General features: G+C 60.5%; 17 protein-coding genes. 12 read left to right on the top strand and 5 right to left on the bottom strand.

The window, feature by feature from the left end:
• Positions 1 to 30 precede the first annotated feature (30 nt).
• The gene (gene dcp / locus FJW00_RS18975; RefSeq protein WP_140925391.1) at positions 31 to 2,076 is read left to right on the top strand and encodes a peptidyl-dipeptidase Dcp; all 2,046 of its coding nucleotides are present in this window, start codon (positions 31 to 33) and stop codon (positions 2,074 to 2,076) included.
• A 38-nt stretch (positions 2,077 to 2,114) separates the two neighbouring features.
• Here dcp and hpxO read toward each other — a convergent pair whose 3' ends face one another.
• Positions 2,115 to 3,272: an FAD-dependent urate hydroxylase HpxO gene (gene hpxO, locus FJW00_RS18970; protein WP_140028562.1), complete on the bottom strand. Its 1,158-nt coding sequence runs from the start codon at positions 3,270 to 3,272 to the stop codon at positions 2,115 to 2,117.
• Positions 3,273 to 3,875: 603 nt separating this feature from the next.
• On the opposite strand from hpxO, the gene FJW00_RS18965 reads away from it, so the two are divergent.
• From FJW00_RS18965 to FJW00_RS18945, 5 genes are all read left to right on the top strand, one after another.
• Positions 3,876 to 5,057, top strand: a complete 1,182-nt coding sequence (locus tag FJW00_RS18965; RefSeq protein ID WP_009090167.1) for a glycosyltransferase family 4 protein — start codon at positions 3,876 to 3,878, stop codon at positions 5,055 to 5,057.
• A 67-nt stretch (positions 5,058 to 5,124) separates the two neighbouring features.
• Positions 5,125 to 5,370, top strand: coding sequence for a hypothetical protein (locus tag FJW00_RS18960; RefSeq protein WP_046101848.1), 246 nt, complete (start codon positions 5,125 to 5,127; stop codon positions 5,368 to 5,370).
• A 29-nt stretch (positions 5,371 to 5,399) separates the two neighbouring features.
• On the top strand, positions 5,400 to 6,554 hold the full coding sequence (ampC, locus tag FJW00_RS18955; protein ID WP_140925389.1) for a class C beta-lactamase: 1,155 nt from the start codon (positions 5,400 to 5,402) through the stop codon (positions 6,552 to 6,554).
• Positions 6,555 to 6,635: 81 nt separating this feature from the next.
• Positions 6,636 to 7,088, top strand: a complete 453-nt coding sequence (locus FJW00_RS18950) for an Xre family toxin-antitoxin system antitoxin (protein ID WP_009090172.1) — start codon at positions 6,636 to 6,638, stop codon at positions 7,086 to 7,088.
• On the top strand, positions 7,088 to 7,558 hold the full coding sequence (locus FJW00_RS18945; protein WP_140925387.1) for an RES family NAD+ phosphorylase: 471 nt from the start codon (positions 7,088 to 7,090) through the stop codon (positions 7,556 to 7,558). Before FJW00_RS18950 ends, FJW00_RS18945 begins: the two co-directional genes overlap by 1 nt.
• Positions 7,559 to 7,575: 17 nt before the next feature.
• Here FJW00_RS18945 and FJW00_RS18940 read toward each other — a convergent pair whose 3' ends face one another.
• The 3 genes from FJW00_RS18940 to FJW00_RS18930 all read right to left on the bottom strand — a co-directional run bounded on the left by FJW00_RS18940 (position 7,576) and on the right by FJW00_RS18930 (position 11,683).
• Positions 7,576 to 9,399 carry a glycoside hydrolase family 15 protein gene (locus FJW00_RS18940; protein WP_046101845.1) on the bottom strand — a complete coding sequence of 608 codons (1,824 nt, stop codon included), beginning with the start codon at positions 9,397 to 9,399 and terminating at the stop codon, positions 7,576 to 7,578.
• A 91-nt stretch (positions 9,400 to 9,490) separates the two neighbouring features.
• On the bottom strand, positions 9,491 to 10,384 hold the full coding sequence (locus tag FJW00_RS18935; protein ID WP_009090177.1) for an SDR family oxidoreductase: 894 nt from the start codon (positions 10,382 to 10,384) through the stop codon (positions 9,491 to 9,493).
• 264 nt (positions 10,385 to 10,648) lie between these two features.
• Positions 10,649 to 11,683 carry a LacI family DNA-binding transcriptional regulator gene (locus FJW00_RS18930; protein WP_140925384.1) on the bottom strand — a complete coding sequence of 345 codons (1,035 nt, stop codon included), beginning with the start codon at positions 11,681 to 11,683 and terminating at the stop codon, positions 10,649 to 10,651.
• 214 nt (positions 11,684 to 11,897) lie between these two features.
• Between FJW00_RS18930 and FJW00_RS18925 the strand changes: the two genes are divergently transcribed.
• The 4 genes from FJW00_RS18925 (at position 11,898) to FJW00_RS18910 (ending at position 17,116) form a co-directional block, all read left to right on the top strand.
• Positions 11,898 to 12,926, top strand: a complete 1,029-nt coding sequence (locus tag FJW00_RS18925) for an ABC transporter substrate-binding protein (RefSeq protein WP_140028557.1) — start codon at positions 11,898 to 11,900, stop codon at positions 12,924 to 12,926.
• Positions 12,927 to 13,016: 90 nt separating this feature from the next.
• Entirely contained in the window at positions 13,017 to 15,239 is a 2,223-nt protein-coding gene (locus tag FJW00_RS18920; RefSeq protein ID WP_140925382.1) for an ABC transporter permease, read from the top strand.
• The gene (locus FJW00_RS18915) at positions 15,236 to 16,306 is read left to right on the top strand and encodes an ABC transporter ATP-binding protein (protein ID WP_140925380.1); all 1,071 of its coding nucleotides are present in this window, start codon (positions 15,236 to 15,238) and stop codon (positions 16,304 to 16,306) included. The genes FJW00_RS18920 and FJW00_RS18915 overlap by 4 nt, the downstream gene beginning before the upstream one ends.
• A 15-nt stretch (positions 16,307 to 16,321) precedes the next feature.
• Complete coding sequence (locus FJW00_RS18910) at positions 16,322 to 17,116, top strand: inositol monophosphatase family protein (protein ID WP_009090185.1); 795 nt, start codon at positions 16,322 to 16,324, stop codon at positions 17,114 to 17,116.
• 34 nt (positions 17,117 to 17,150) lie between these two features.
• Here the strand turns inward: FJW00_RS18910 and FJW00_RS18905 are convergent, their stop codons facing one another.
• Positions 17,151 to 17,579, bottom strand: coding sequence for a GNAT family N-acetyltransferase (locus FJW00_RS18905; protein ID WP_140925378.1), 429 nt, complete (start codon positions 17,577 to 17,579; stop codon positions 17,151 to 17,153).
• A 187-nt stretch (positions 17,580 to 17,766) separates the two neighbouring features.
• Here FJW00_RS18905 and hipB point away from each other — a divergent pair, with 187 nt between their 5' ends.
• Both hipB and FJW00_RS18895 read left to right on the top strand, forming a co-directional pair.
• A complete protein-coding gene (hipB, locus tag FJW00_RS18900; RefSeq protein WP_009090189.1) occupies positions 17,767 to 18,015 on the top strand; it encodes a type II toxin-antitoxin system antitoxin HipB in 249 nt (82 codons plus the stop codon).
• Positions 18,015 to 19,328 carry a type II toxin-antitoxin system HipA family toxin gene (locus FJW00_RS18895; protein WP_140925376.1) on the top strand — a complete coding sequence of 438 codons (1,314 nt, stop codon included), beginning with the start codon at positions 18,015 to 18,017 and terminating at the stop codon, positions 19,326 to 19,328. Before hipB ends, FJW00_RS18895 begins: the two co-directional genes overlap by 1 nt.
• Positions 19,329 to 19,402: the final 74 nt, after the last annotated feature.

Below are 19,402 nucleotides of genomic sequence, written 5' to 3'. Positions count from 1 at the left end.
GGTCTTTGCGATGCCCATCAGGAGCGAACCATGAACGCCCGTCAGAATCCCTTCTTCAGCGTCAGCACACTGCCTTATCAGGCCCCCCCTTTTGATCAGATCCAGCAGCAGGACTTCCTGCCCGCGCTTGAGGCGGGAATTGCGGAAAAGCGTCGGGAGATCGATGCGATTGCCCATAACAGCGAGGCTCCCACCTTTTCCAACACCTATGAGGCGCTGGAGAAGAGTGGACAACTGCTCAACCGGGTCAATCTGGTGTTCAGCGCCATGACCTCCGCGCATACCAGCCCCTTGCTGCAGCAGGTGGATGAGGAGATTGCGCCGCAGCTCACCGCACTTAACGATGACATCATGCTCAACCGGCCGCTCTTTTCCCGGCTTGACGCTGTCTATCTGCAGCGCGCCAGCCTGGACAGTGAATCAAAGCGGCTGGTCGAGGTGGTCTGGCAGCGCTTTCAGCTGGCGGGAGCTAACCTGCCGGAGGCGCAGAAACTGCAGCTCAAAACGCTGAATCAGGAGGCGGCGCGTCTCAGCACCCGCTTCACCAATAAACTGCTGGCGGCGACGCAGGCGGGCGGTCTGGTGGTCCGGGATGCGCAGCAGCTGGCGGGGCTCTCCCCGGCCGACCTCGCGGTGGCGCAGGCGGAAGCGCGGGCGCGCGGGCTGGAAGACAGCTGGCTGCTGGTGCTGCAGAACACCACGCAGCAACCGGCGCTGCAGAGTCTTTCCGATCGGGCGACCCGTGAAGCGCTGTTTCAGGCGGGCGTGACGCGCACGGAAAAAGGGGATGACAACGATACCCGCGAGCTGGTGTTACGGCTGGCGCAGGTCAGGGCGGAGCAGGCCCGGCTGCTGGGCTTTACCAGCTATGCCGCCTGGAAGCTGCAGGATCAGATGGCAAAAACCCCTGAGGCGGCGCTGGCCTTTATGCGCAACATCGTGCCTGCCGCGCGTGGCCGTGCGGAACGGGAAGCCGCCGCGATACAGCAGACGATCGATCAGCAGCAGGGCGATTTTCTCCTGCAGGCCTGGGACTGGCGTTTTTATGCCGAACAGGTGCGGCGTGCCCGTTACGATCTGGATGAGAGCCAGATCAAACCCTATTTCGAGCTGAACGCGGTGCTGCACAATGGCGTCTTCGAGGCGGCAACGCGGCTCTATGGCATCCGTTTTACGCCGCGTCAGGATCTGCCGGTCTATCACCCGGATGTGCAGGTCTATGAGATTTTCGATGCTGATGAGACGCCGCTGGCGCTCTTCTACACCGATTTCTTCAAGCGCGACAGCAAAGGCGGCGGCGCCTGGATGAGTAATTTTGTAAATCAGTCGACGCTGCTCGACAGCAAACCGGTGATCTACAACGTCTGCAACTACACAAAACCGCCTGCCGGTGAGCCGGCGCTGCTGAGCTGGGATGACGTGATCACGATGTTCCACGAATTTGGTCATACGCTGCACGGCCTGTTTGCCACGCAGCGCTATCCAGGTCTCTCAGGCACCGAAACCCCGCGCGATTTCGTCGAATTCCCGTCGCAGATTAACGAGCACTGGGCCAGCGAGCCGTCGCTGTTCCGTCACTACGCCCGTCACTATCAGACCGGGGAGGCGATGCCGGATGCGCTGCATGAGAAGATCGTCCGCGCCGCTAAGTTCAATAAAGGCTATGAGATGAGCGAGCTGCTGGCTGCCGCCCTGCTGGATCAGCACTGGCACGGCCTGACGCCGGACAGCGCACCGCAAAGCGTGGCGGGATTTGAGCAGCAGTCGCTGCAGAGCGACAACCTGGCGCTGGCGGCGGTGCCTCCGCGCTATCGCTCCAGCTATTTCCAGCACATCTGGGGCGGCGGCTATGCTGCCGGGTATTACGCCTATATCTGGACGCAGATGCTGGCGGACGATGGCTATCAGTGGTTTGTGGAGCATGGCGGGCTGACGCGGGAAAACGGCGAGATCTTCCGGCAGAAAATTCTGTCGCGGGGCAACAGCAGCGATCTGAAAACGCTGTATGAAAGCTGGCGGGGCGCCGCGCCTCAGCTGGAGCCGATGCTGAAAAATCGCGGTCTGGCGGAGGAGTAAGGTGACGGGCTGTCTCACTGACAGCCCGGTTCAGGATCTCAGCCCAGCGGGCCACCTTCGATGGTTTCACACATACCGGCCAGCACCCGCTCGCCGGTTTCGCTTTTCAGTGACTGATACCACGCCGCGGTGATCGCCGGGTCGTGCGCGTGGGTCACCTCGCAGCGTTTACGGGCTTTCAGCACCAGATCTTTGACCCGTTCCACCCGTCGCGCCTGATAGCGCAGCAGCGCATCTTCGATCCCCAGTGAGTGAGACGCCAGCGTCGCGGCCAGCACCACCGCATCTTCCATCGCCGCGCAGCCGCCCTGACCGATATCGGGGGTGGTGCTATGCGCCGCATCGCCGAGCAGGGCGACGCGGCCTTTTACAAAATGGCTGAACGGCTCGATGTCATGGATCTCAACCCGGTTGGTGGTCTCAGGATTGATGGCCGCGATCAGCTGCTGAACCGGCTCAGCCCAGCCCTGGAAATAGCCGGTTAAATCGGCTTTCACCGTGCTGCGATCCTGCGGCAATCCTTTCGGCAGCGGCACATCAAAGAAGAAGTAGAACCGGTTGCCACTGACCGGCATCAGCGATACCCGCTTGCCGTCGCCGACAAACGTCGTCCACTGATCGGCAGGCGCGATGCGTTCATCAATGGTCACCAGTCCGTTCCAGTTAACGTAACCGGCATAGCGACGCTCCAGCTTCTGCTCCAGCACATACTCGCGCACCACCGAATGGGTGCCGTCGGCGGCAATCAGAAAGTCACCCCGCGCCTGACTGTTATCGGTGAAGGTGGCAATGACGCCCTCTGCGGTCTCTTCGACCTGGATGACCCGCTTGCCAAACTGCACCCGTTCACGGCCAAAGGTATCAATCAGCATCGCCTGCAGTTCAGCACGCGCCACCGGGCAGGGATATTCGCCGACCTGCTGCACCAGCGGGGCCATACTGAAGCGGGTCAGGGGCGCGCCGGTTGCGCCGTCGTGATAGGCCATATAGGCCATATTGCCGCCCAGTGCGCGCAGTTGCTCTTTCATGCCCAGCGCATTCAGGCACTTTACGCCATTAGGCCAGATAGAGATCGCCGCGCCGACCGGCTTCATCTCCTGCACGGCTTCAAACACCTCGACTTCTATTCCGGCTTTTTCCAGCGCAATGGCGCTGCTCATACCGCCAATCCCGCCACCAATCACGATTGCTTTCATAATGCTCTCCTGTCTGCATAGAGAGGTTGCTACAACTTTTGTACCAGACCGGCGCATTCAGAGTGCGGGTTGGTAATTGAGTTTAAATTCATTGGCTTAATGGTTGTAAAGGGCGTTTGTGGCGCAGGGCCTGACACCCGCAACTGCACCATGATGTGGCAAAGCAGCGGGTCAGCGTGGTGCAGTCGCGGGTGCGCTGTATCATTTGTTTCATCGGCAGCGGGCAGGCAACCTTGCGTACCCATCAGCGCGTAGGGTGAATCGTCCGCTTTCTGTTTCGTTTGTTTAAAAGTTTTAAACTATATGCGTCATTTCAGGCGATATTAATTTTCACAAATAATTAAACATTCACATAACAAATGGTCCGTTTATTGCCCGTATAAATAGCGGGATATTCAACAAGGGGTTAGCCTGACACAAAAAAACACAGGTGTTACGAAACTGAGAAAAGGCCGCTGTTATGCCTGCTTTATCACCGGAAGCAATCATTAGCAAAAGCGGAGAGGCCGCGCCACGCGGGCCTTTTTAGGATATTGCTCAGACGAAACAGCCGCAGCTGCATGCTATAGATGATGCCGTATACAAGGACTCTGGAGAGCGTGCATGAAAATTGGAATTACGAATAATCAATATCCGGAGCAGCGTAATATTTTAGTGAATCCGGCAAACGAATATATCAATCTGAAAAAAGGCAATCTGTTCTATTTTATTAATCCCCTCCGGACCCGCCTGCTTAAGAAAAATAAAACCTTCGTCTTTCAGCCGGTGCCGTTTTCAGGCGCTTCACGGGCTGACATCCTCCATCTGTTCAATGAAGTTGCGATCACCCACCAGAAGTGGGTCGCCTCGTTTGAAACCGAGCTGCCGCGCGTGCTGCCGGTGCCCGGCGTCGCCAAGCGCGATAACCCGGAGCTGAAGCGCTTAATTCCTCATCTGTTAAAAGAGAACTGCCTCGGATTGATCGCGATCTCCGACGCGACGCTGAATATTCAGATGAAGCTGTTCAGCCCGGATGAGGCGCAGAAAATCCGGCGGAAAACGCTGGTGCTGCATCCGCCCCAGACGCTGTTTGTGCAGCATAAGGCGCCACGCCAGCCGGGTGTGCTGAAGCTGGTCTTTGCCGGTAATGAGTTTTATCGCAAAGGCGGAGCGGAAGTGGTGCTGGCGATCAGTGAGCTGATTGAAGAGCGCCGCCTGGAGGAGTCGCAGCTGGACGTGCAGTTGATCGGTGAACTCACCAAACGTCACAACGTCGCCCATCGCCAGTTTCAGGATGATGACGCCTTTTATCGCGGCATCGAGAGCCGCATCGCCCGTTACCGCTGTTTCACGCATCAGGCGCGGATGGATAACCGTGAACTGATGCAGCTGTTCCGCGAGAGCGACGTCGGCCTGTTGCCGACCTGGCAGGAGACCTACGGCTTTTCCGTACTGGAGATGCAGGCTAACGGCTGTCCGGTGATCACCAGCAATGTGCGGGCCCTGCCGGAGATCAATCCTGCCAGCGCGGGCTGGGTCATCGCCAGTCCCCTGAACGCCGATCGCGAATACAGCATCACCACGCCGGAGCAGAAATCGCAGCTGCGCCGGTCGCTGGTGGAGGGGCTGAAAGCGACGCTGCTGGAGATCGTTGAGCAGCCGGAACGGCTGCAGGAGAAAGGCGAGGCGGCGATCCTGCGCATCAAAGAGCAGCATGATACCCAGCGTTACATCGCCAGACTGAACGATATCTACACCCGTGGCGTAATAAATGCCACCCAACACCCGCCTGTGGTCTCAATTTGATAAGATTTCCCTGACGCTGCCCGCCAGACTGGCCATACTAGGGGCAGCGTCCTACAGGAGAACTCTTATGAAACGCATCATCACGCTGCTGCTGTCCGGATTACTGGGCAGCAGCGCTTTCGCTCAGCCCGCTTCGCCTTTTCCGGCCCGCGCCCCCCTGATTCAGCTGACCCCTGCGGCGGCCCGCTGCGATCTGGCGGCCTGTCAGTCCAACTGCTATGTCGAACGCTCCCACTGTAATACCCGCGACAGCGGTGCCTGCAGTACCCAGGCGCAGATCTGCGTGCAGGCATGTGCTGACCAGTGTAAATAATCTGACCCGGTGAACCCTCTTCGTTGCTAATGAAAAAGTCTCTGTTTTGTTTTGTTCTGCTTTCGCTTTCTGTCCGCTGTGTCGCCGCCGATCTCTCTTCACAGCAGGTCACTTCTCTGGTTAAAGCCGCGATTGAACCGCTGATGGAGCAGCAGGCGATCCCCGGTATGTCGGTGGCGGTGCTTTACAAAGGCCGGACGCAGTTTGTGAATGCGGGCGTGGCCGACACCGATTCGGGCCGCCGGGTCACAGAAAACACGCTGTTTGAGCTGGGCTCGGTGAGTAAAACCTTCACCGGCACCCTGGCGGGGATTCTGATCCGCAACGGTGAACTCCGCCTGAACGAGCCGGTGCAGAAGGTCTGGCCGCAGCTGACGGGGGCGCAGTGGCGTCCGGTCAGGATGCTGCATCTGGCGACCTACACGGCGGGCGGGCTGCCGCTGCAACTGCCGGAGGCGGTCACCGATCAGGCATCGCTGCTTCGCTTCTATCAGGAGTGGCAACCGCAGGCGGCACCCGGTACGGTTCGCCAGTACTCCAACGCCAGTATCGGTCTCTTCGGCGCGCTGATGGTGAAGGGGGACTTTGAGGCGGCGATGGTGAAATCGCTGTTTCAGCCGCTACGCCTGACACGCACCTTTATTACCGTGCCGCCGTCGATGATGATTAACTACGCCTGGGGCTACAAAAATGGCCAGCCGGTGCGTGTTTCCCCCGGCATGCTGGATGCCGAAGCCTATGGGGTTAAATCGACCGCTCGCGACATGCTCACCTTCATGCAGGCCAACAGCGATCCAAACGGCCTCTCTGCCGGCAATGCCGTGCTGCGCAATGCCATCCGCACGGCGCAGTCGCGCTACTTCAGAACCGCCAGTTTCTATCAGGGGCTGGGCTGGGAGATCTATGACTGGCCCGTCAGTGCTGACACGCTGATCGCCGACAGTGAGAATGGCGTGGCGCTGAAGCCGCAACCGGTGACCCGCGTGGAACCGGTCGGGCCCTCCCGACGCGCCAGCTGGGTGCATAAAACCGGGTCGACCAACGGGTTTGGTGCCTATATTGCGTTTATCCCCGAGAAGAACACCGGCATTGTGATGCTGGCCAACAAGAGCTACCCCAATCCGCTGCGCATCAGGGCGGCGTGGCAGATTATGCAGGCGCTGGAGCAGGGCGCAGCAGAGTAAGGACGGATACGCGCCGGACTTGCGGTGGTACCTTCTGTTCATTTGCGCTAAAATAAAAATCAAATGAACAGGAGGGCTGCTATGTCCATCGCCATCTACACACCCGCTCAGCCTCGCCGCCACGCGTCGCTGCTGCATGCCCTTAACCTGCCGGAAACCCTGCCGGATGCGCATCAGCGTATCGCGACAGGGTTCAGCAGCGGCGTGCTGAAACGCACCGCGTCGTTGTCCACCTTCGACGAGGGGTGGCTGTGCCGTCTGGCGGGCATCGATCGCACCACCTACAACCGCAAAGTGAAAGATCCGGCGCAGACCTTTTCGCCCGACCAGAGCGGACGCATCTACATGCTGATTCGCGTTCTCTCTGCCGCCAGCAACCTGTTCCGCGACGACAGGGCGCGTCTGGTGCAGTGGCTGGAAACGCCCGCCAAAGCGCTGGGCGGAAAAAAACCGGCGGAGATGACCACCACGGTGGCAGGGGCGGAAGCGGTGATAAACCTGATCGGCCAGCTCGAGCACGGTGTCATCACCTGATGGCGGTTCCCTTTTTTCGCCTGGTGAAGCGTGAATATGCGATGACCGCCTTTGATGGTTTTGGCGCCCGGACGTATGGCGGGCGCTGGAATTCGGTGGGATCGGTCTGTGTCTACCTGGGGTCGAGCCGGGCGCTCTGCGTGCTGGAGGCGCTGGTGCATCTCACCATTCAGGATCTGTCACGCGACTACAGCATGATCGCGATCAGCGTGTCGGAGTCCCTGATCACCGAACTGGCACTGACGGCGCTGCCGGATGAGTGGCAGGCCGATCCTGCGCCCGCGTCCACCCGGCAGATCGGGGATGAGTGGCTCGCCAGCCCGGAGAACGGCCTGATACTCAAAGTGCCCAGCACGCTGACCGGTGAGTGGAATGCGCTGTTCAATCCCCGTCATCCGGCAGCGGCGGGCATCATTGCGAAAGCGGTAGTGGAGCCGTTTTTCTTCGACCCGCGCTTCCGGCTGCAATAGTCACCCTGATGCCTTTCTTAAACCTCTCCTTTTGATTCCGATAGCGCCTGGGCCGCGCAGATCAGCGCCAGATGGCTCAGACCCTGCGGCATGTTGCCACGCCAGCTCTGACTGCGAACGTCATACATCTCATTAAAGATATCGACGTTACCCTGACCGTCCAGCGTCGCCAGAATCTCCTGCATCGCCTGTTCCGCCCGATCCCGGTCACCCATTTCCGCCCAGGCTTCCACCAGCCAGAAGGCGCAGGCGAGAAAGGTACTCTCCTCCTGCCTGACGCCGCTGTAGCGATAGAGCATGGCGCTGCCGTCGCCCAGCTTCTGCCGGATAGCGTGGTAGGTGGAGAGCATCCGCTGCGGATTAACCGCATTGCCATAGCTGTGAACCAGCGCCAGCGAGGCGTCCAGGCGAGCATCACTGCCGACGTAGAAGAGGTAAGCCTGCTGCGTTTCTGACCAGCAGTGCGACTCAATCCAGTCGCGGATGCGGTCACGTTCCCGCTGCCAGCGGCCCAGCCAGGTCGGTTCGATATGTTTACTTTCCGCCAGCGCCACCGCCCGATCCAGCGCTATCCAGCAGGCCATTTTGGAGTGGGTATAGTGCTGCAGCTCCGGCAGCTCCCAGATGCCGCAATCTTTCTGTCGCCAGTTGTCGGCGCAGCAGTTCGCCAGGTCGCCCAGCAGGCGTGAGGTGGTGATATCCAGCACGTGGCCCGCTTCAATAAAGCGCTGCGCGGTCATGAGCATATCGCCATACATACTGAGCTGCAGCTGATCGCGGGCATTGTTGCCGATGCGCACCGGCTGAGAGTGCTGATAGCCGCTCAGGGGCGGATAACGCTCGGCGGGCACCTCATCGCCATTCAGGGTATAGCAGGCGCGCAGCCTGACGCCGTGACGGATGATGGTCTGCGACAGCCAGGAGAAGGCCGCCTTACAATCTTCCAGCGCGCCGAGATAGACAAAGGCTTTGATAATCAGGCAGGCGTCCCGCACCCAGGCGTAGCGGTAGTCATAGTTCTTCTCGCCGCCGATGCCCTCCGGCAGCGACGTGGTGGCAGCGGCGGCCAGCGCGCCGGTCGGGGAGTACCAGAGAAACTTCAGCGACAGGGCAGAGCGCCTGACCAGCGCCGGGTAGCTGCCGTCATAACTCAGGCTCTCCACCCAGCTGGTCCAGCCGGTATGGCTGGTTTCAATCCGCTGGTCGATAGCCTCCAGCGGCGGCACGGCCAGCGGCTCCTTTTCGGTGATCAGCAGGGCGCAGAGCGAGCGGGAACCGGCGGTAGTGCGCAGCGTGGCGCAGACCTGTTCATCATCCAGTTCGGTAATGGTGATGTCGTCGCTGGTGCGGAACATCGCCATCGTTTCGGCGATGTGAAACACCTTGCCTTTCTCATTGTCGGCCACCCAGGGGGAACGGGTTTCAGCGGCGGTGCCGAAGCGCAGCGTGATCTGCAACTCCACCTCGCCCTCAACGCCTTCGATGCGGCGGGCCAGCTCACACCAGGGCAGACGGCCCGCCAGCGTGCTGTTGATCGATTCGGTAAGCAGGACGGCGCCGCTGTCGGTGTCAAAGCGGGTCTCCAGCACGTTGCTGTTGTCACGATAGCGTCGCGTAACCTGATAGCTGCCGCGCGGGACGACCTGAAAGTAGCCGCCCAGCCCGGCGTCCAGCAGGCGATCAAACAGCGGTTTCGCATCGAGATTGGGGGCGCACCACCAGTCAATGGAGCCATCCGGCGCAATCAGCGCCACCGAACGGCCTTCACCAATGGCGGCATAGTCGCCCAGCCCTGCAAAACCTTCTTTTCTGACCGGCGAATGAAAAACCGGGTTTTCCATGTTCTTTTTCCTTATACCAGGCACAACGATTCGGAGGGGGAGAGAGGCAGGACAAAAAAAATGGCCGCTTTACGCGGCCACCAGAAGGGGATTACAGGGTGCCGGTGCCGCCATCAGAGCACCAGACCTGACCGGAGGAGTAGCTGCTCTCGGTCGAGGCCAGGGTGACGTAGAGCGGGGCGATCTCAACCGGCTGGCCCGGACGGCCCATCGGTGAGTCGGCACCAAACTGCTTCACTTTTTCCATAGGCTGCCCGCCGCTGGATTGCAGTGCGGTCCAGTATGGACCCGGCGCTACCGCGTTGACGCGGATGCCGTCGCCGCCCAGCTGTTTCGCCAGGGATTTGGTAAAGGCCACAATCGCCGCTTTGGTCTGCGCATAGTCCAGCAGGATATCGCTGGGTTTAAACGCCTGCACTGACGAGGTGTTAATAATGGATGCGCCGCGTGGCAGATATTCCAGCGCCGCTTTGGTGATCCAGAACATTGCATAAACGTTGGTTTTAAACGTCGCGTCAAAATCTTCTGTACTCAGGGTACGAATGGACTCATTAAATTGCTGACGACCGGCGTTATTAACCAGAATATCCAGACCACCTAATTTGTCGGCCGCCTCTTTGACCAGCTGCTGACAGAATTCTTCTGAACGAATGTCACCGGGAATAGCGAAAACTTTACGGCCTTCCGCTTCGATTAATTTAACCACTTCATCGGCATCCGGCTGTTCTTCCGGCAGGTAGTTAATCACCACATCGGCGCCTTCACGGGCATAAGCAATCGCAACGGCACGGCCAATCCCGGAGTCGCCGCCGGTGATCAGCGCTTTGCGGCCGGTCAGACGACCGGTGCCACGGTAGCTGGTTTCACCGTGATCGGGAACCGGAACCATTTTGCTGGCAAGGCCTGGCGCCTGCTGGGGCTGATCCTCAAAAGGAGGCTTAGGAAAATGATCCAGATCGAGCGTCTTGTTAGTGGGTGTGGCCATTGTATGCTCCTTGAACAGTGTTATCTGAGACTGTAAGCCTGGCACAAATGTGATGTTTGTCACATCTGACTGCTGATTCATTGAGCAGATAAAACCAGAGTAAATTAATAATGCAGATAAAGCGTAGACAGGAAATCGCGATTGCGGGGCGAAGCGGCCGAATATTTTTCCGGGCAGAAGAGCGCTATTTAAAGCGAAGCGTAAAACCGGTACTCAATTATTTCGCTGAGAAATAACGTACCGGCTGAAAATAAAGAATGGCGCTCATCCGCCGCGCACCGATCCCCGCCAGACCACATCGACCGGATATATTTTCCGTGCCTGCGGCTGTTCTGCTCGCGGCAGGAGACTTTCCGGTTGCGCCTCCGCCGCCACCAGCCAGTCAATCGCATCGCGGGCGAACTGCTCTACCGGCTGCGCAAAGGTGGTGAGGTCGTAGGCGCTCCAGCCCGACTGCGCGATGTTGTCGTGTCCGATGATGCAGAGATCCTCCGGGATACGCAGCGCAAAACGGTGACGCGCCTCATCCATAAAGCCGCAGGCGAGCAGGTCGGTGGCGCAACAGACCGCATCCGGGCGGACGCTGCGCGTCAGCAGACGCTGCGCCAGAATCTGTCCGCTCTCATAGGAGGTGCTGCCGAACCGTTCCACCTGCACGGCAATGCCGGCCTGCTGCGCCGCAGTCAGAAAATCGGCTTCGCGTTTCAGCAGGCTCGGCGTTCCCGCCAGCGAATTCACAAAGGCGATGCGGCTGCAGCCCGCGCGCAGAAAGGCGTTAACCGCCATCTCCGCCGCCGGACGGGAGTCGAGGTTAAGGCTGAGCGTGCCGGGCAGGGCGTCGTCGCGGTTAATCAGCACCAGCTGCTGACCGTGCCGGTAGCAGAGCCGGGTAATGCCACTGTCAGGCATGCCGGAGAGAATGATCGAGGCGTCGGCGCGGAAATGGATCGCCTGCTGCAGCGCGGCGGAAACCCGCTCATCCGACCGGTCGGTGTTAATCAGCATCGCCACCTTGCCCGCTTCCTGCAGATACTGGGTCATCCAGCGCACCAGGCTGGCACGGTAGGGCGTATCCACCTCTGAGGCGATCAGGCAGACAATGCCGCTGCGGTTTCGTACCAGGCCGCGCGCCAGATGATTGACGTGATAGCCCAGCTCTTCCGCCGCTTTCATTACCCGCTGCCGGGTGGCGTCCGACACGCTGGCCCCCGGTGTAAAGGTGCGGGAGACCGCCGAGCGCGACACGCCCGCCCGATCTGCCACATCCTGTGCACTCACCACTGCCCTGGGCTGCTGCATCTTCTCTCCTCATCCTGCCGTTAACCGCACTGAGTCTGCCTGAAAATGCAAGGGTGTGCAAAAGATAACAGGGCAGTGAATGTTTCAAATTTGTGACAGCGACTGACAATTGCTCAACAAGTGAATTGACAGCATGGCAGGGTCGCCGTACTACTTTGCACACATGTGCAAAAGCTGGCGCACGCCCTCATCATCCGGCCTCAAGGAGATCCCCATGCGTTATTCCTCTCTGCTCGCTGCTGTTATCGTCAGTTGCCCGGTGGTGCCGTTTGCGGCCACGGCGGCGGGCAGCCTTAATATGATCTGCTCCGCCGATGTGGTGGTGTGTGAACAGATGACCACGCTGTTCAGCCAGTCTCATCCCGATATCCGGCTCAGCATGGTGCGGCTCTCAGCCGGTGAAGCCTACGCCCGAATCCGCAGCGAGGCGCGCAATCCCCGCACCGATATCTGGTGGGCGGGCACCGGCGATCCGCACATGCAGGCCGCAGAAGAGGGGCTGAGCCAGCCCTACAAGTCCCCTTTACTTGACCAGCAGCAGCCTTGGTCACAAAAGGTGGCGGAGATTTCCGGTTACCGGACCGTTGGCGTCTATGCCGGTGCGCTGGGCTGGGGCTACAACACCCGCCTGCTGGCGGAGAAAAAGCTGAAGGTGCCTGCCTGCTGGGCGGATCTGCTCGATCCCGGTTTTAAGGGCGAGATTCAGATCGCCAACCCCAACTCCTCCGGCACGGCGTACAACACGCTGGCGACGCTGGTGCAGATCATGGGGGAAGATGACGCCTTTGCCTACCTGAAGAAGCTCAACGCCAACATCTCGCAATACACCAAGTCCGGCTCGGCACCGGTAAAAGCGGCTGCGCGCGGTGAAACCACCGTCGGGATTGTCTTTATGCACGACGCGGTCGCGATGGAAGTTGAAGGCTTCCCGATCAAACCTGTCGCCCCCTGTGAAGGCACCGGCTATGAGATTGGCTCCATGTCGATTATCAAAGGGGCACGCAACCTGGCGAATGCCCGGGCCTGGTATGACTGGGCGCTGAGTGCGGATGCGCAGTCCCATATGAAAGAGGCGAAATCGTTCCAGCTGCCCTCCAACCGTCAGGCGGAAATCTCAGAGTATGCGCCGCGTTTCGAGAACATCCGCCTGATCGATTATGACTTCAAAACCTATGGCGACTCGGCGAAACGCAGGGCGCTGCTGGGGCGCTGGGACAGAGAGATTGGTGCCAGCGCGCACTGAAGCGTGGCACGGCCCGGCCGTCAGACGCCGGGCACGGGCCGAACCGCGGTGGCATCAGCCAGTTGTCCGCTTCTCCAATCGAGGTGATGTATGAATGCGCACAATCGCCGTTTAACCGGCGCGCTGCTGGCGGGGGCCGTGGCCCTGACGCTGCTGCCCTGGTACAGCCTGGAGCAGGGATTCTTTGCGGGTGACTGGCTCTTTCGTTCTGCGGAGGAGAACAGTGCACCGGCCCTGTGGCAGCTCGCTCAGCAGCCCTGGCTTCTGGTCGCCGTGGCGCTGTGGGGAGGCGTTACCGCCTGCGCCTTTCTGCCTCCCGGCCGGACCCGCAGCACGCTGCTGCTGCTGTTCAGCGTCTCCGGCATCCTGTTTCTGCTGCTGGAGGGGCATGCCATTGGTTTCAGCGGCTGGAACTGGCTGTGGCTCGAGCACCTTATCGGGCCGCTGGCTCAGGGACAGCCCGCCATGGGCGCGGGGGCCTTACTGCTGCTGACCGTTTTTCTGCTGATCTTTGCCTTTGCGCTGGCAGAGCGCGGTGTCCTGAAAGGCGATGCCTTTGTGGTGGCGGCGATTGTGCTGCTGGTGGCGCTGGTCACCACCTTCGTGCTCTATCCGGTGCTCAGCCTGTTTGTCGCCGCGGTGCAGGACAGCGATGGCAGCTTTAAACCCGATGGGCTGATCGCCAGCCTGCAGGACCCGGCCATCTGGAGCCTCGGCTGTTTTACCGGCGGCAACTGCGGGACGGCCTGGCGAACGCTGGGACTGGCGCTGATGACGGCCAGCGGCTCGACGCTGCTGGGGCTGGCGTTTGCGCTGGCGGCGACGCGCACGGCACTGCCGTGTAAGAAAGCGCTGCGGATGCTCACCGTTCTGCCGATTATCACGCCGCCGTTTGTCATCGGTCTGGCGCTGATTTTGCTGTTTGGCCGCTCTGGCGTCGTCACCGAATCGCTGGCGTCGCTGTTCGGCATTGCGCCGGGACGCTGGCTCTACGGGCTGACCGGGATCTGGATTGCGCAGGTGCTCTCGTTTACGCCGGTGGCCTTCCTGGTGCTGATCGGGGTGGTCGAGGGCGTCAGTCCCTCACTGGAGGAGGCGTCGCAGACGCTGCGAGCCAGCCGCTGGCGGACCTTCTCCCGCGTGTCGCTGCCGCTGATGGCTCCGGGGCTGGCCAACGCCTTTCTGATCAGCTTTATCGAAAGCATGGCGGACTTCGGCAATCCGATGGTGCTGGGCGGCAGTCACGGCGTGCTCTCTACAGAGATCTTCTTTTCAGTGGTCGGCGCGCAAAACGACCCGAGCCGCGCGGCGGTGCTGGCGATGATCCTGCTGGCCTTCACGCTGGCGGCCTTTCTGCTGCAGCGCCTGTGGCTTGCCGGGAAAAGTTTTACCACCGTCACCGGGAAAGGCGACGGCGGCCGTCATGCCATGCTGCCGCGTCCGGTCAGATTTGGCGTCTATGGGATGGTGATCCCATGGGGGCTCTTTACTCTGGTGATCTACGGCATGATCCTCATTGGTGGCTTTGTCCACTCCTGGGGGCTCGACAACAGCCTGACGCTGGATCACTACATCCGCGCCTTCCGTGTCACCCTCACTCAGGGGGAGCTGGTGTGGCAGGGCGTGGCGTGGAACTCCTTCTGGACGACGCTGGAGATTGCCCTGATTGCGGCCCCCCTCACGGCGATTGTCGGGCTGCTGACCGCCTGGATGATCGTGCGTCAGCGCTTTGCCGGACGGCAGACCTTTGAGTTCATGCTGATGCTGAGCTTTGCCATTCCCGGTACGGTTATCGGCGTGAGCTATGTCATGGCCTACAACCTGCCGCCGCTGGAGATAACCGGCACCGCGATGATCCTGATTGCCTGTTTTGTCTTCCGTAACATGCCCGTCGGGGTGCGTGGCGGCATTGCGGCGATGAGCCAGCTGGATAAAAGCCTGGATGAAGCGTCACTCACGCTGGGCGCAACCAGTTTCCGTACCCTGCGCAAGGTGGTGCTGCCGCTGCTGAAACCGGCCATCAGCGCGGCGCTGGTGTACGCCTTTGTGCGCGCCATTACCTCCATCAGCGCGGTGATCTTCCTGGTCAGCGCGCAGTACAACATGGCGACCTCGTACATTGTCGGGCTGGTGGAGAACGGTGAATATGGCGTCGCCATTGCCTACTCCTCGGTCCTGATCCTGGTGATGCTGCTGATTATTGGTCTCTTCCAGCTGCTGGTGGGCGAACGCCGCCTGCGCCGTGTCACCCGACCGGCGGCCCTCGCCGCCACTCCCTCTGCATCCACCCTGACTCAGGAGAGCACCGTATGACGACACATCAGGCCGGATCGGTGGTTTTTGACCATGTCTCAAAACGTTTTGCCGGCTTCAGTGCGGTGCCGGATCTGTCACTCACCGTGGAGCCCGGCACGCTGGTGACGCTGCTCGGGCCCTCCGGCTGCGGCAAGACCACCACGCTGCGGCTGCTGGCCGGGCTGGAACATCCTGACGCGGGCCGCATCCTGATAGGCGGTAAGGATGTTACCCATCTGCCCGCCAACGCGCGGGACGTGGCGATGGTGTTTCAATCCTACGCGCTGTTTCCGCACATGAACGCCCTCGACAACATTCTCTATGGGCTGAGCGCCGCGGGCATGAACCGGCGCGAGGCGCAGGACCGGGCGCGTGAGGGGCTGAAGCTGGTGGGGCTGGAGAATCAGGGGCAGCGGCTGCCCTCGGAGCTTTCCGGCGGGCAGCAGCAGCGCATTGCGGTGGCGCGTGCGCTGGTGCTGGAGCCGCAGGTGCTGCTGCTCGATGAACCGCTGTCGAACCTGGATGAGCGTCTGCGCCGTCAGGTGCGCACCGATATCCGCGATCTGCAGCAGCGGCTCGGCTTTACTGCGGTCTATGTCACCCATGACCAGGAGGAGGCGCTGGCGGTCTCCGATAAGATTATTGTCATGAAAGAGGGGGATATTGCTCAGGAGGGGACGCCGGAGACGCTTTACCATTCCCCCCGTTCGGTCTTTATCGCGGACTTTATGGGGGAGGCGAACATCCTGCCCTGTGAGGTAGAGCAGGCTGGCGCGGAAGAGGCGCTGGTCCGTCTCGGCACGCAGCGCTTCCGGCTGCCCGGTGCGGGAGTGCGGACCGGCCCGGCTCAGCTGGCGGTGCGGCCCCGCTTCATGACCCTCTCCGGCGACGGACAGGGGGCACTGCAGGGGGAGATCACCCACAGCACCTGGCTGGGTGACCATATCGAATATGAAGTGGCCACTGAACTGGGCGCGCTGTTCATTATCGATCCGCTGATGGAGCAGCGTCTCCCGCTCGCCACCAGGGTTGGCGTTAACTTCAGGGCGCAGGGGCTGGCCCTGATCGCGCACGAATCTGATTAAAACTGAGGAGCTGGCATGGCATCACATGATGAAATAATGGCGCGTCTGGCTGTCGCTGAGGCCGTTGCCCGTGAAGGCGGCGCGACCGCGCTTTCCTACTTTAACCGTCGCGAGACGCTGGTGGTGGAAACCAAATATGATCTGCAGGATGTGGTCTCGATTGCTGACCGTGACGTGGAGCAGCAGATCGCGGCCCATCTCCGCGCCGCCTTTCCCGATGACGGTTTTCTGGGTGAGGAGAGCGGTCTGCAGCCGGGAGCATCGGACTACACCTGGGTGGTCGATCCTATCGATGGCACCAGCCCGTTTCTGAACGGGATGCCAAACTGGTGTGTTTCGGTGGCCGTGCTGCGCGGCGACCTGCCGGTCATCGGGGTGATCTTTGCCCCCCTCTATGATGAATGCTACGTCGCGGCGCTGGGGCAGGGCGCGACGCTCAACGGCCGCCGTCTGGCCGTCGATCCGGCGCGCACGCTGCAAAACCACGTCACCGGATTCGGGGCGAACAGTCACGTGACCCCGCAGCAGGTTGGCGAAATCGTGGCCGCTTTGCTGACGGCAGGCGGAAACTTTATCCGACTGGGTTCCGGCGCGCTGATGCTGGCATGGGTGGCCGCCGGACGGGTGGTGGGTTACTACGAGCCCTATATGCACGCCTGGGATTGTCTGGCGGGCTACTGCCTGGTGAAAGAGGCGGGCGGCTGGTATCACCCGTTTAATACTGAAGGCGACCGCCTTACCCGCGGTGCGCAGGTCCTTGCCGTGGCACCCGGTGCCGAAGCCGACCTGCGCCGCATCGCCGGTCTGTGACCCTGTCACGCCAGCGCGATGCGGATCGGTGTGGTTATGCCGGCCGGAGTCTCTTCGTCAGATAGTGACGCTGCATGCCGGTCTGCGGAAAATCGGGCAGGGACATCTGCTGCTGATATCCCTGCTTCTGATAGAACGGCAGCGCCTGAAAGCTGAACGTATCCACCAGCGCACAGAGACATCCGTACGTTACCGCCGCCTGTTCCGCTGCGCTGAGCAGTTCACTGCCCAGACCGCTGTCCCGCAGCGTCTCGTCCACCCACAGAAAATCGATACAGAGCCAGTTTCCTTTGCGGGACGCGATTAATCCGCCCCGTAATGTCCCCTGTGTGTCGCGATGCATGACCGACAGCGGCCCCCAGTTATCAGTCTGGATAAACTGCCGGTTGTAGCCGCCGAGTCCCGCCAGTAGTGCTTCGCGGTCCTGCTCGCTGATCTGATGGGTGATGCTGAATCTGCTCATTCTCTTCCTCTTTTCTCCGTGGATTATGCGTCCTGAATTATCCCTTACGAGGGATAAATTCCTCATTATCCTCTATAGGGTATAAAAGATAACTTATCCCTTAAAGAGGATAAAAGCATATTTATACCCTTTCGGGGATAATACGGCTGCGCTATGCTTACCCTCTGTGATCCAGAAGGAGTCACCCATGATATATAGTCCGATTCAGCTGGCAAACCGGCTGAAACTTATCCGCCAGCGCAACGGCTGGACCCAGAGTGAGCTGGCAAAAAAAGTGGGCCTGAAGCAGGCGACGATCTCTCACTTTGAAAATGCACCTGACAGCACCTCACTGGCTACGCTGTTTAAGCTGCTGCAGTCGCTGGAGCTGAGCCTGGAGGTTCAGGAAAAAGCGGCACCGGCGCCGGCGCCACTCAATGACGAGGATGACTGGTGATGCAGAAGCTGATGGCCTGGATGAACGGCGAGCGGGTGGGGGTGCTGACCCGGCAGCGAAACGGCGCACATGAGTTTGAGTATGATGCAGGCTGGCTGCGCAGTCCGCTGGCGCGTCCCCTTTCCCTCTCTATGCCGCTGCAGGTCAGGCCGATCACCTCCGCCGCCGTGATTAACTTTTTCGATAACCTGCTGCCCGACAGCCCGGCGATCCGTGACCGGATTGTGGCGCGCTATCAGATAAAATCCCGCCAGCCGTTTGATCTGCTGCAGGAGGTGGGACGTGACAGCGTTGGCGCGACCATGCTGCTGCCGCCGGAGATGCCGCTGCCGCCGCTGCAGGCACGCTATGAGGTGCTGGATGAGGCGCGGCTGGAGAAGGTGTTGTCGGCCTATCAGTCTGATATTCCGCTGGGGATGCTGCGTGAAGAGACCGATTTTCGCATCTCGGTGGCCGGCGCGCAGGAGAAAACGGCCCTGCTGCTGACCGATGAGGGCTGGAGCATTCCGGCCGGGGCGACGCCAACCTCCCACATCATCAAGCTGCCCATCGGGGAGATTAAGCAGCCTGCCGCCACCCTGGATATGCGCGAAAGCGTGGAGAATGAGTATCTCTGTCTGGCGCTGGCCCGGGCGCTGGGAATGGCGGTGCCGCAGGCGACCATTATCCGCGCCGGGGCGATGCGGGCGCTGGCGGTGGAGCGGTTTGACCGGCGCTGGTCCCGCGATAAGACCCGGCTGATCCGGCTGCCGCAGGAGGATATCTGCCAGGCGCTGGGGCTGCCATCCTCAACCAAATATGAGTCAGACGGCGGGCCGGGTATAGAGACGATCATGCAGCTGCTGATGGGCTCCAGCCAGGCGATAGCGGATCGCTACCGCTTTATGCAGTTTCAGGTTTTCCAGTGGCTGATCGGCGCAACCGATGGCCATGCAAAAAACTTCTCCCTGTTTATTGAGCGCGGCGGCAGTTACCGGCTGACGCCATTTTATGACGTCATCTCAGCCTACCCGGTACTGGGTGGCACCGGCCTCAACAAGCGGGCGCTGAAGCTGGCGATGGGGCTGTGCGCCACCAAGGGTAAAAAGATGGCGATCGACAAAATCTATCCGCGCCATTTTATCGCCACGGCAAAGCGCGTCAGTTTTGATCCGGCCAGTATGGAGGAGATTTTTGACTTCTTTATCCGGGCCTTTCCCCAGGCGGTGATCTCGGTGCGGGATGCGCTGCCCGCCGATTTTCCGCAGCACATCGCCGACGCCATTTTCAGTCACTCCCTGATCATGCTGGAGCGGTTACGGCACAGAACGTGATGGAGAGCGCGCACACAGGTAAGAGGATGATGGCATTTGGAAAAGGGCGTCCGGGCTGATAAGTTAACGAAAGG

Origin of the sequence: Pantoea anthophila (assembly GCF_006494375.1) — a bacterium.
Lineage (GTDB): Bacteria > Pseudomonadota > Gammaproteobacteria > Enterobacterales > Enterobacteriaceae > Pantoea > Pantoea anthophila.
The sequence above is the reverse complement of the archived record's forward strand: the minus strand, read 5'-3'. Positions and strand labels throughout refer to the sequence as shown.

Excerpts from the sequence above, each read along its gene's own strand:
- ampC (WP_140925389.1), top strand. The coding sequence starts at position 5,400 with ATGAAAAAGTCTCTGTTTTGTTTTGTTCTGCTTTCGCTTTCTGTCCGC.
- FJW00_RS18950 (WP_009090172.1), top strand. The coding sequence starts at position 6,636 with ATGTCCATCGCCATCTACACACCCGCTCAGCCTCGCCGCCACGCGTCG.
- FJW00_RS18935 (WP_009090177.1), bottom strand. The coding sequence starts at position 10,384 with ATGGCCACACCCACTAACAAGACGCTCGATCTGGATCATTTTCCTAAG.
- FJW00_RS18910 (WP_009090185.1), top strand. The coding sequence starts at position 16,322 with ATGGCATCACATGATGAAATAATGGCGCGTCTGGCTGTCGCTGAGGCC.
- FJW00_RS18920 (WP_140925382.1), top strand. The coding sequence starts at position 13,017 with ATGAATGCGCACAATCGCCGTTTAACCGGCGCGCTGCTGGCGGGGGCC.
- FJW00_RS18960 (WP_046101848.1), top strand. The coding sequence starts at position 5,125 with ATGAAACGCATCATCACGCTGCTGCTGTCCGGATTACTGGGCAGCAGC.
- FJW00_RS18940 (WP_046101845.1), bottom strand. The coding sequence starts at position 9,399 with ATGGAAAACCCGGTTTTTCATTCGCCGGTCAGAAAAGAAGGTTTTGCA.
- FJW00_RS18945 (WP_140925387.1), top strand. The coding sequence starts at position 7,088 with ATGGCGGTTCCCTTTTTTCGCCTGGTGAAGCGTGAATATGCGATGACC.
- hipB (WP_009090189.1), top strand. The coding sequence starts at position 17,767 with ATGATATATAGTCCGATTCAGCTGGCAAACCGGCTGAAACTTATCCGC.
- dcp (WP_140925391.1), top strand. The coding sequence starts at position 31 with ATGAACGCCCGTCAGAATCCCTTCTTCAGCGTCAGCACACTGCCTTAT.
- FJW00_RS18905 (WP_140925378.1), bottom strand. The coding sequence starts at position 17,579 with ATGAGCAGATTCAGCATCACCCATCAGATCAGCGAGCAGGACCGCGAA.
- hpxO (WP_140028562.1), bottom strand. The coding sequence starts at position 3,272 with ATGAAAGCAATCGTGATTGGTGGCGGGATTGGCGGTATGAGCAGCGCC.
- FJW00_RS18925 (WP_140028557.1), top strand. The coding sequence starts at position 11,898 with ATGCGTTATTCCTCTCTGCTCGCTGCTGTTATCGTCAGTTGCCCGGTG.
- FJW00_RS18930 (WP_140925384.1), bottom strand. The coding sequence starts at position 11,683 with ATGCAGCAGCCCAGGGCAGTGGTGAGTGCACAGGATGTGGCAGATCGG.
- FJW00_RS18965 (WP_009090167.1), top strand. The coding sequence starts at position 3,876 with ATGAAAATTGGAATTACGAATAATCAATATCCGGAGCAGCGTAATATT.
- FJW00_RS18915 (WP_140925380.1), top strand. The coding sequence starts at position 15,236 with ATGACGACACATCAGGCCGGATCGGTGGTTTTTGACCATGTCTCAAAA.
- FJW00_RS18895 (WP_140925376.1), top strand. The coding sequence starts at position 18,015 with ATGCAGAAGCTGATGGCCTGGATGAACGGCGAGCGGGTGGGGGTGCTG.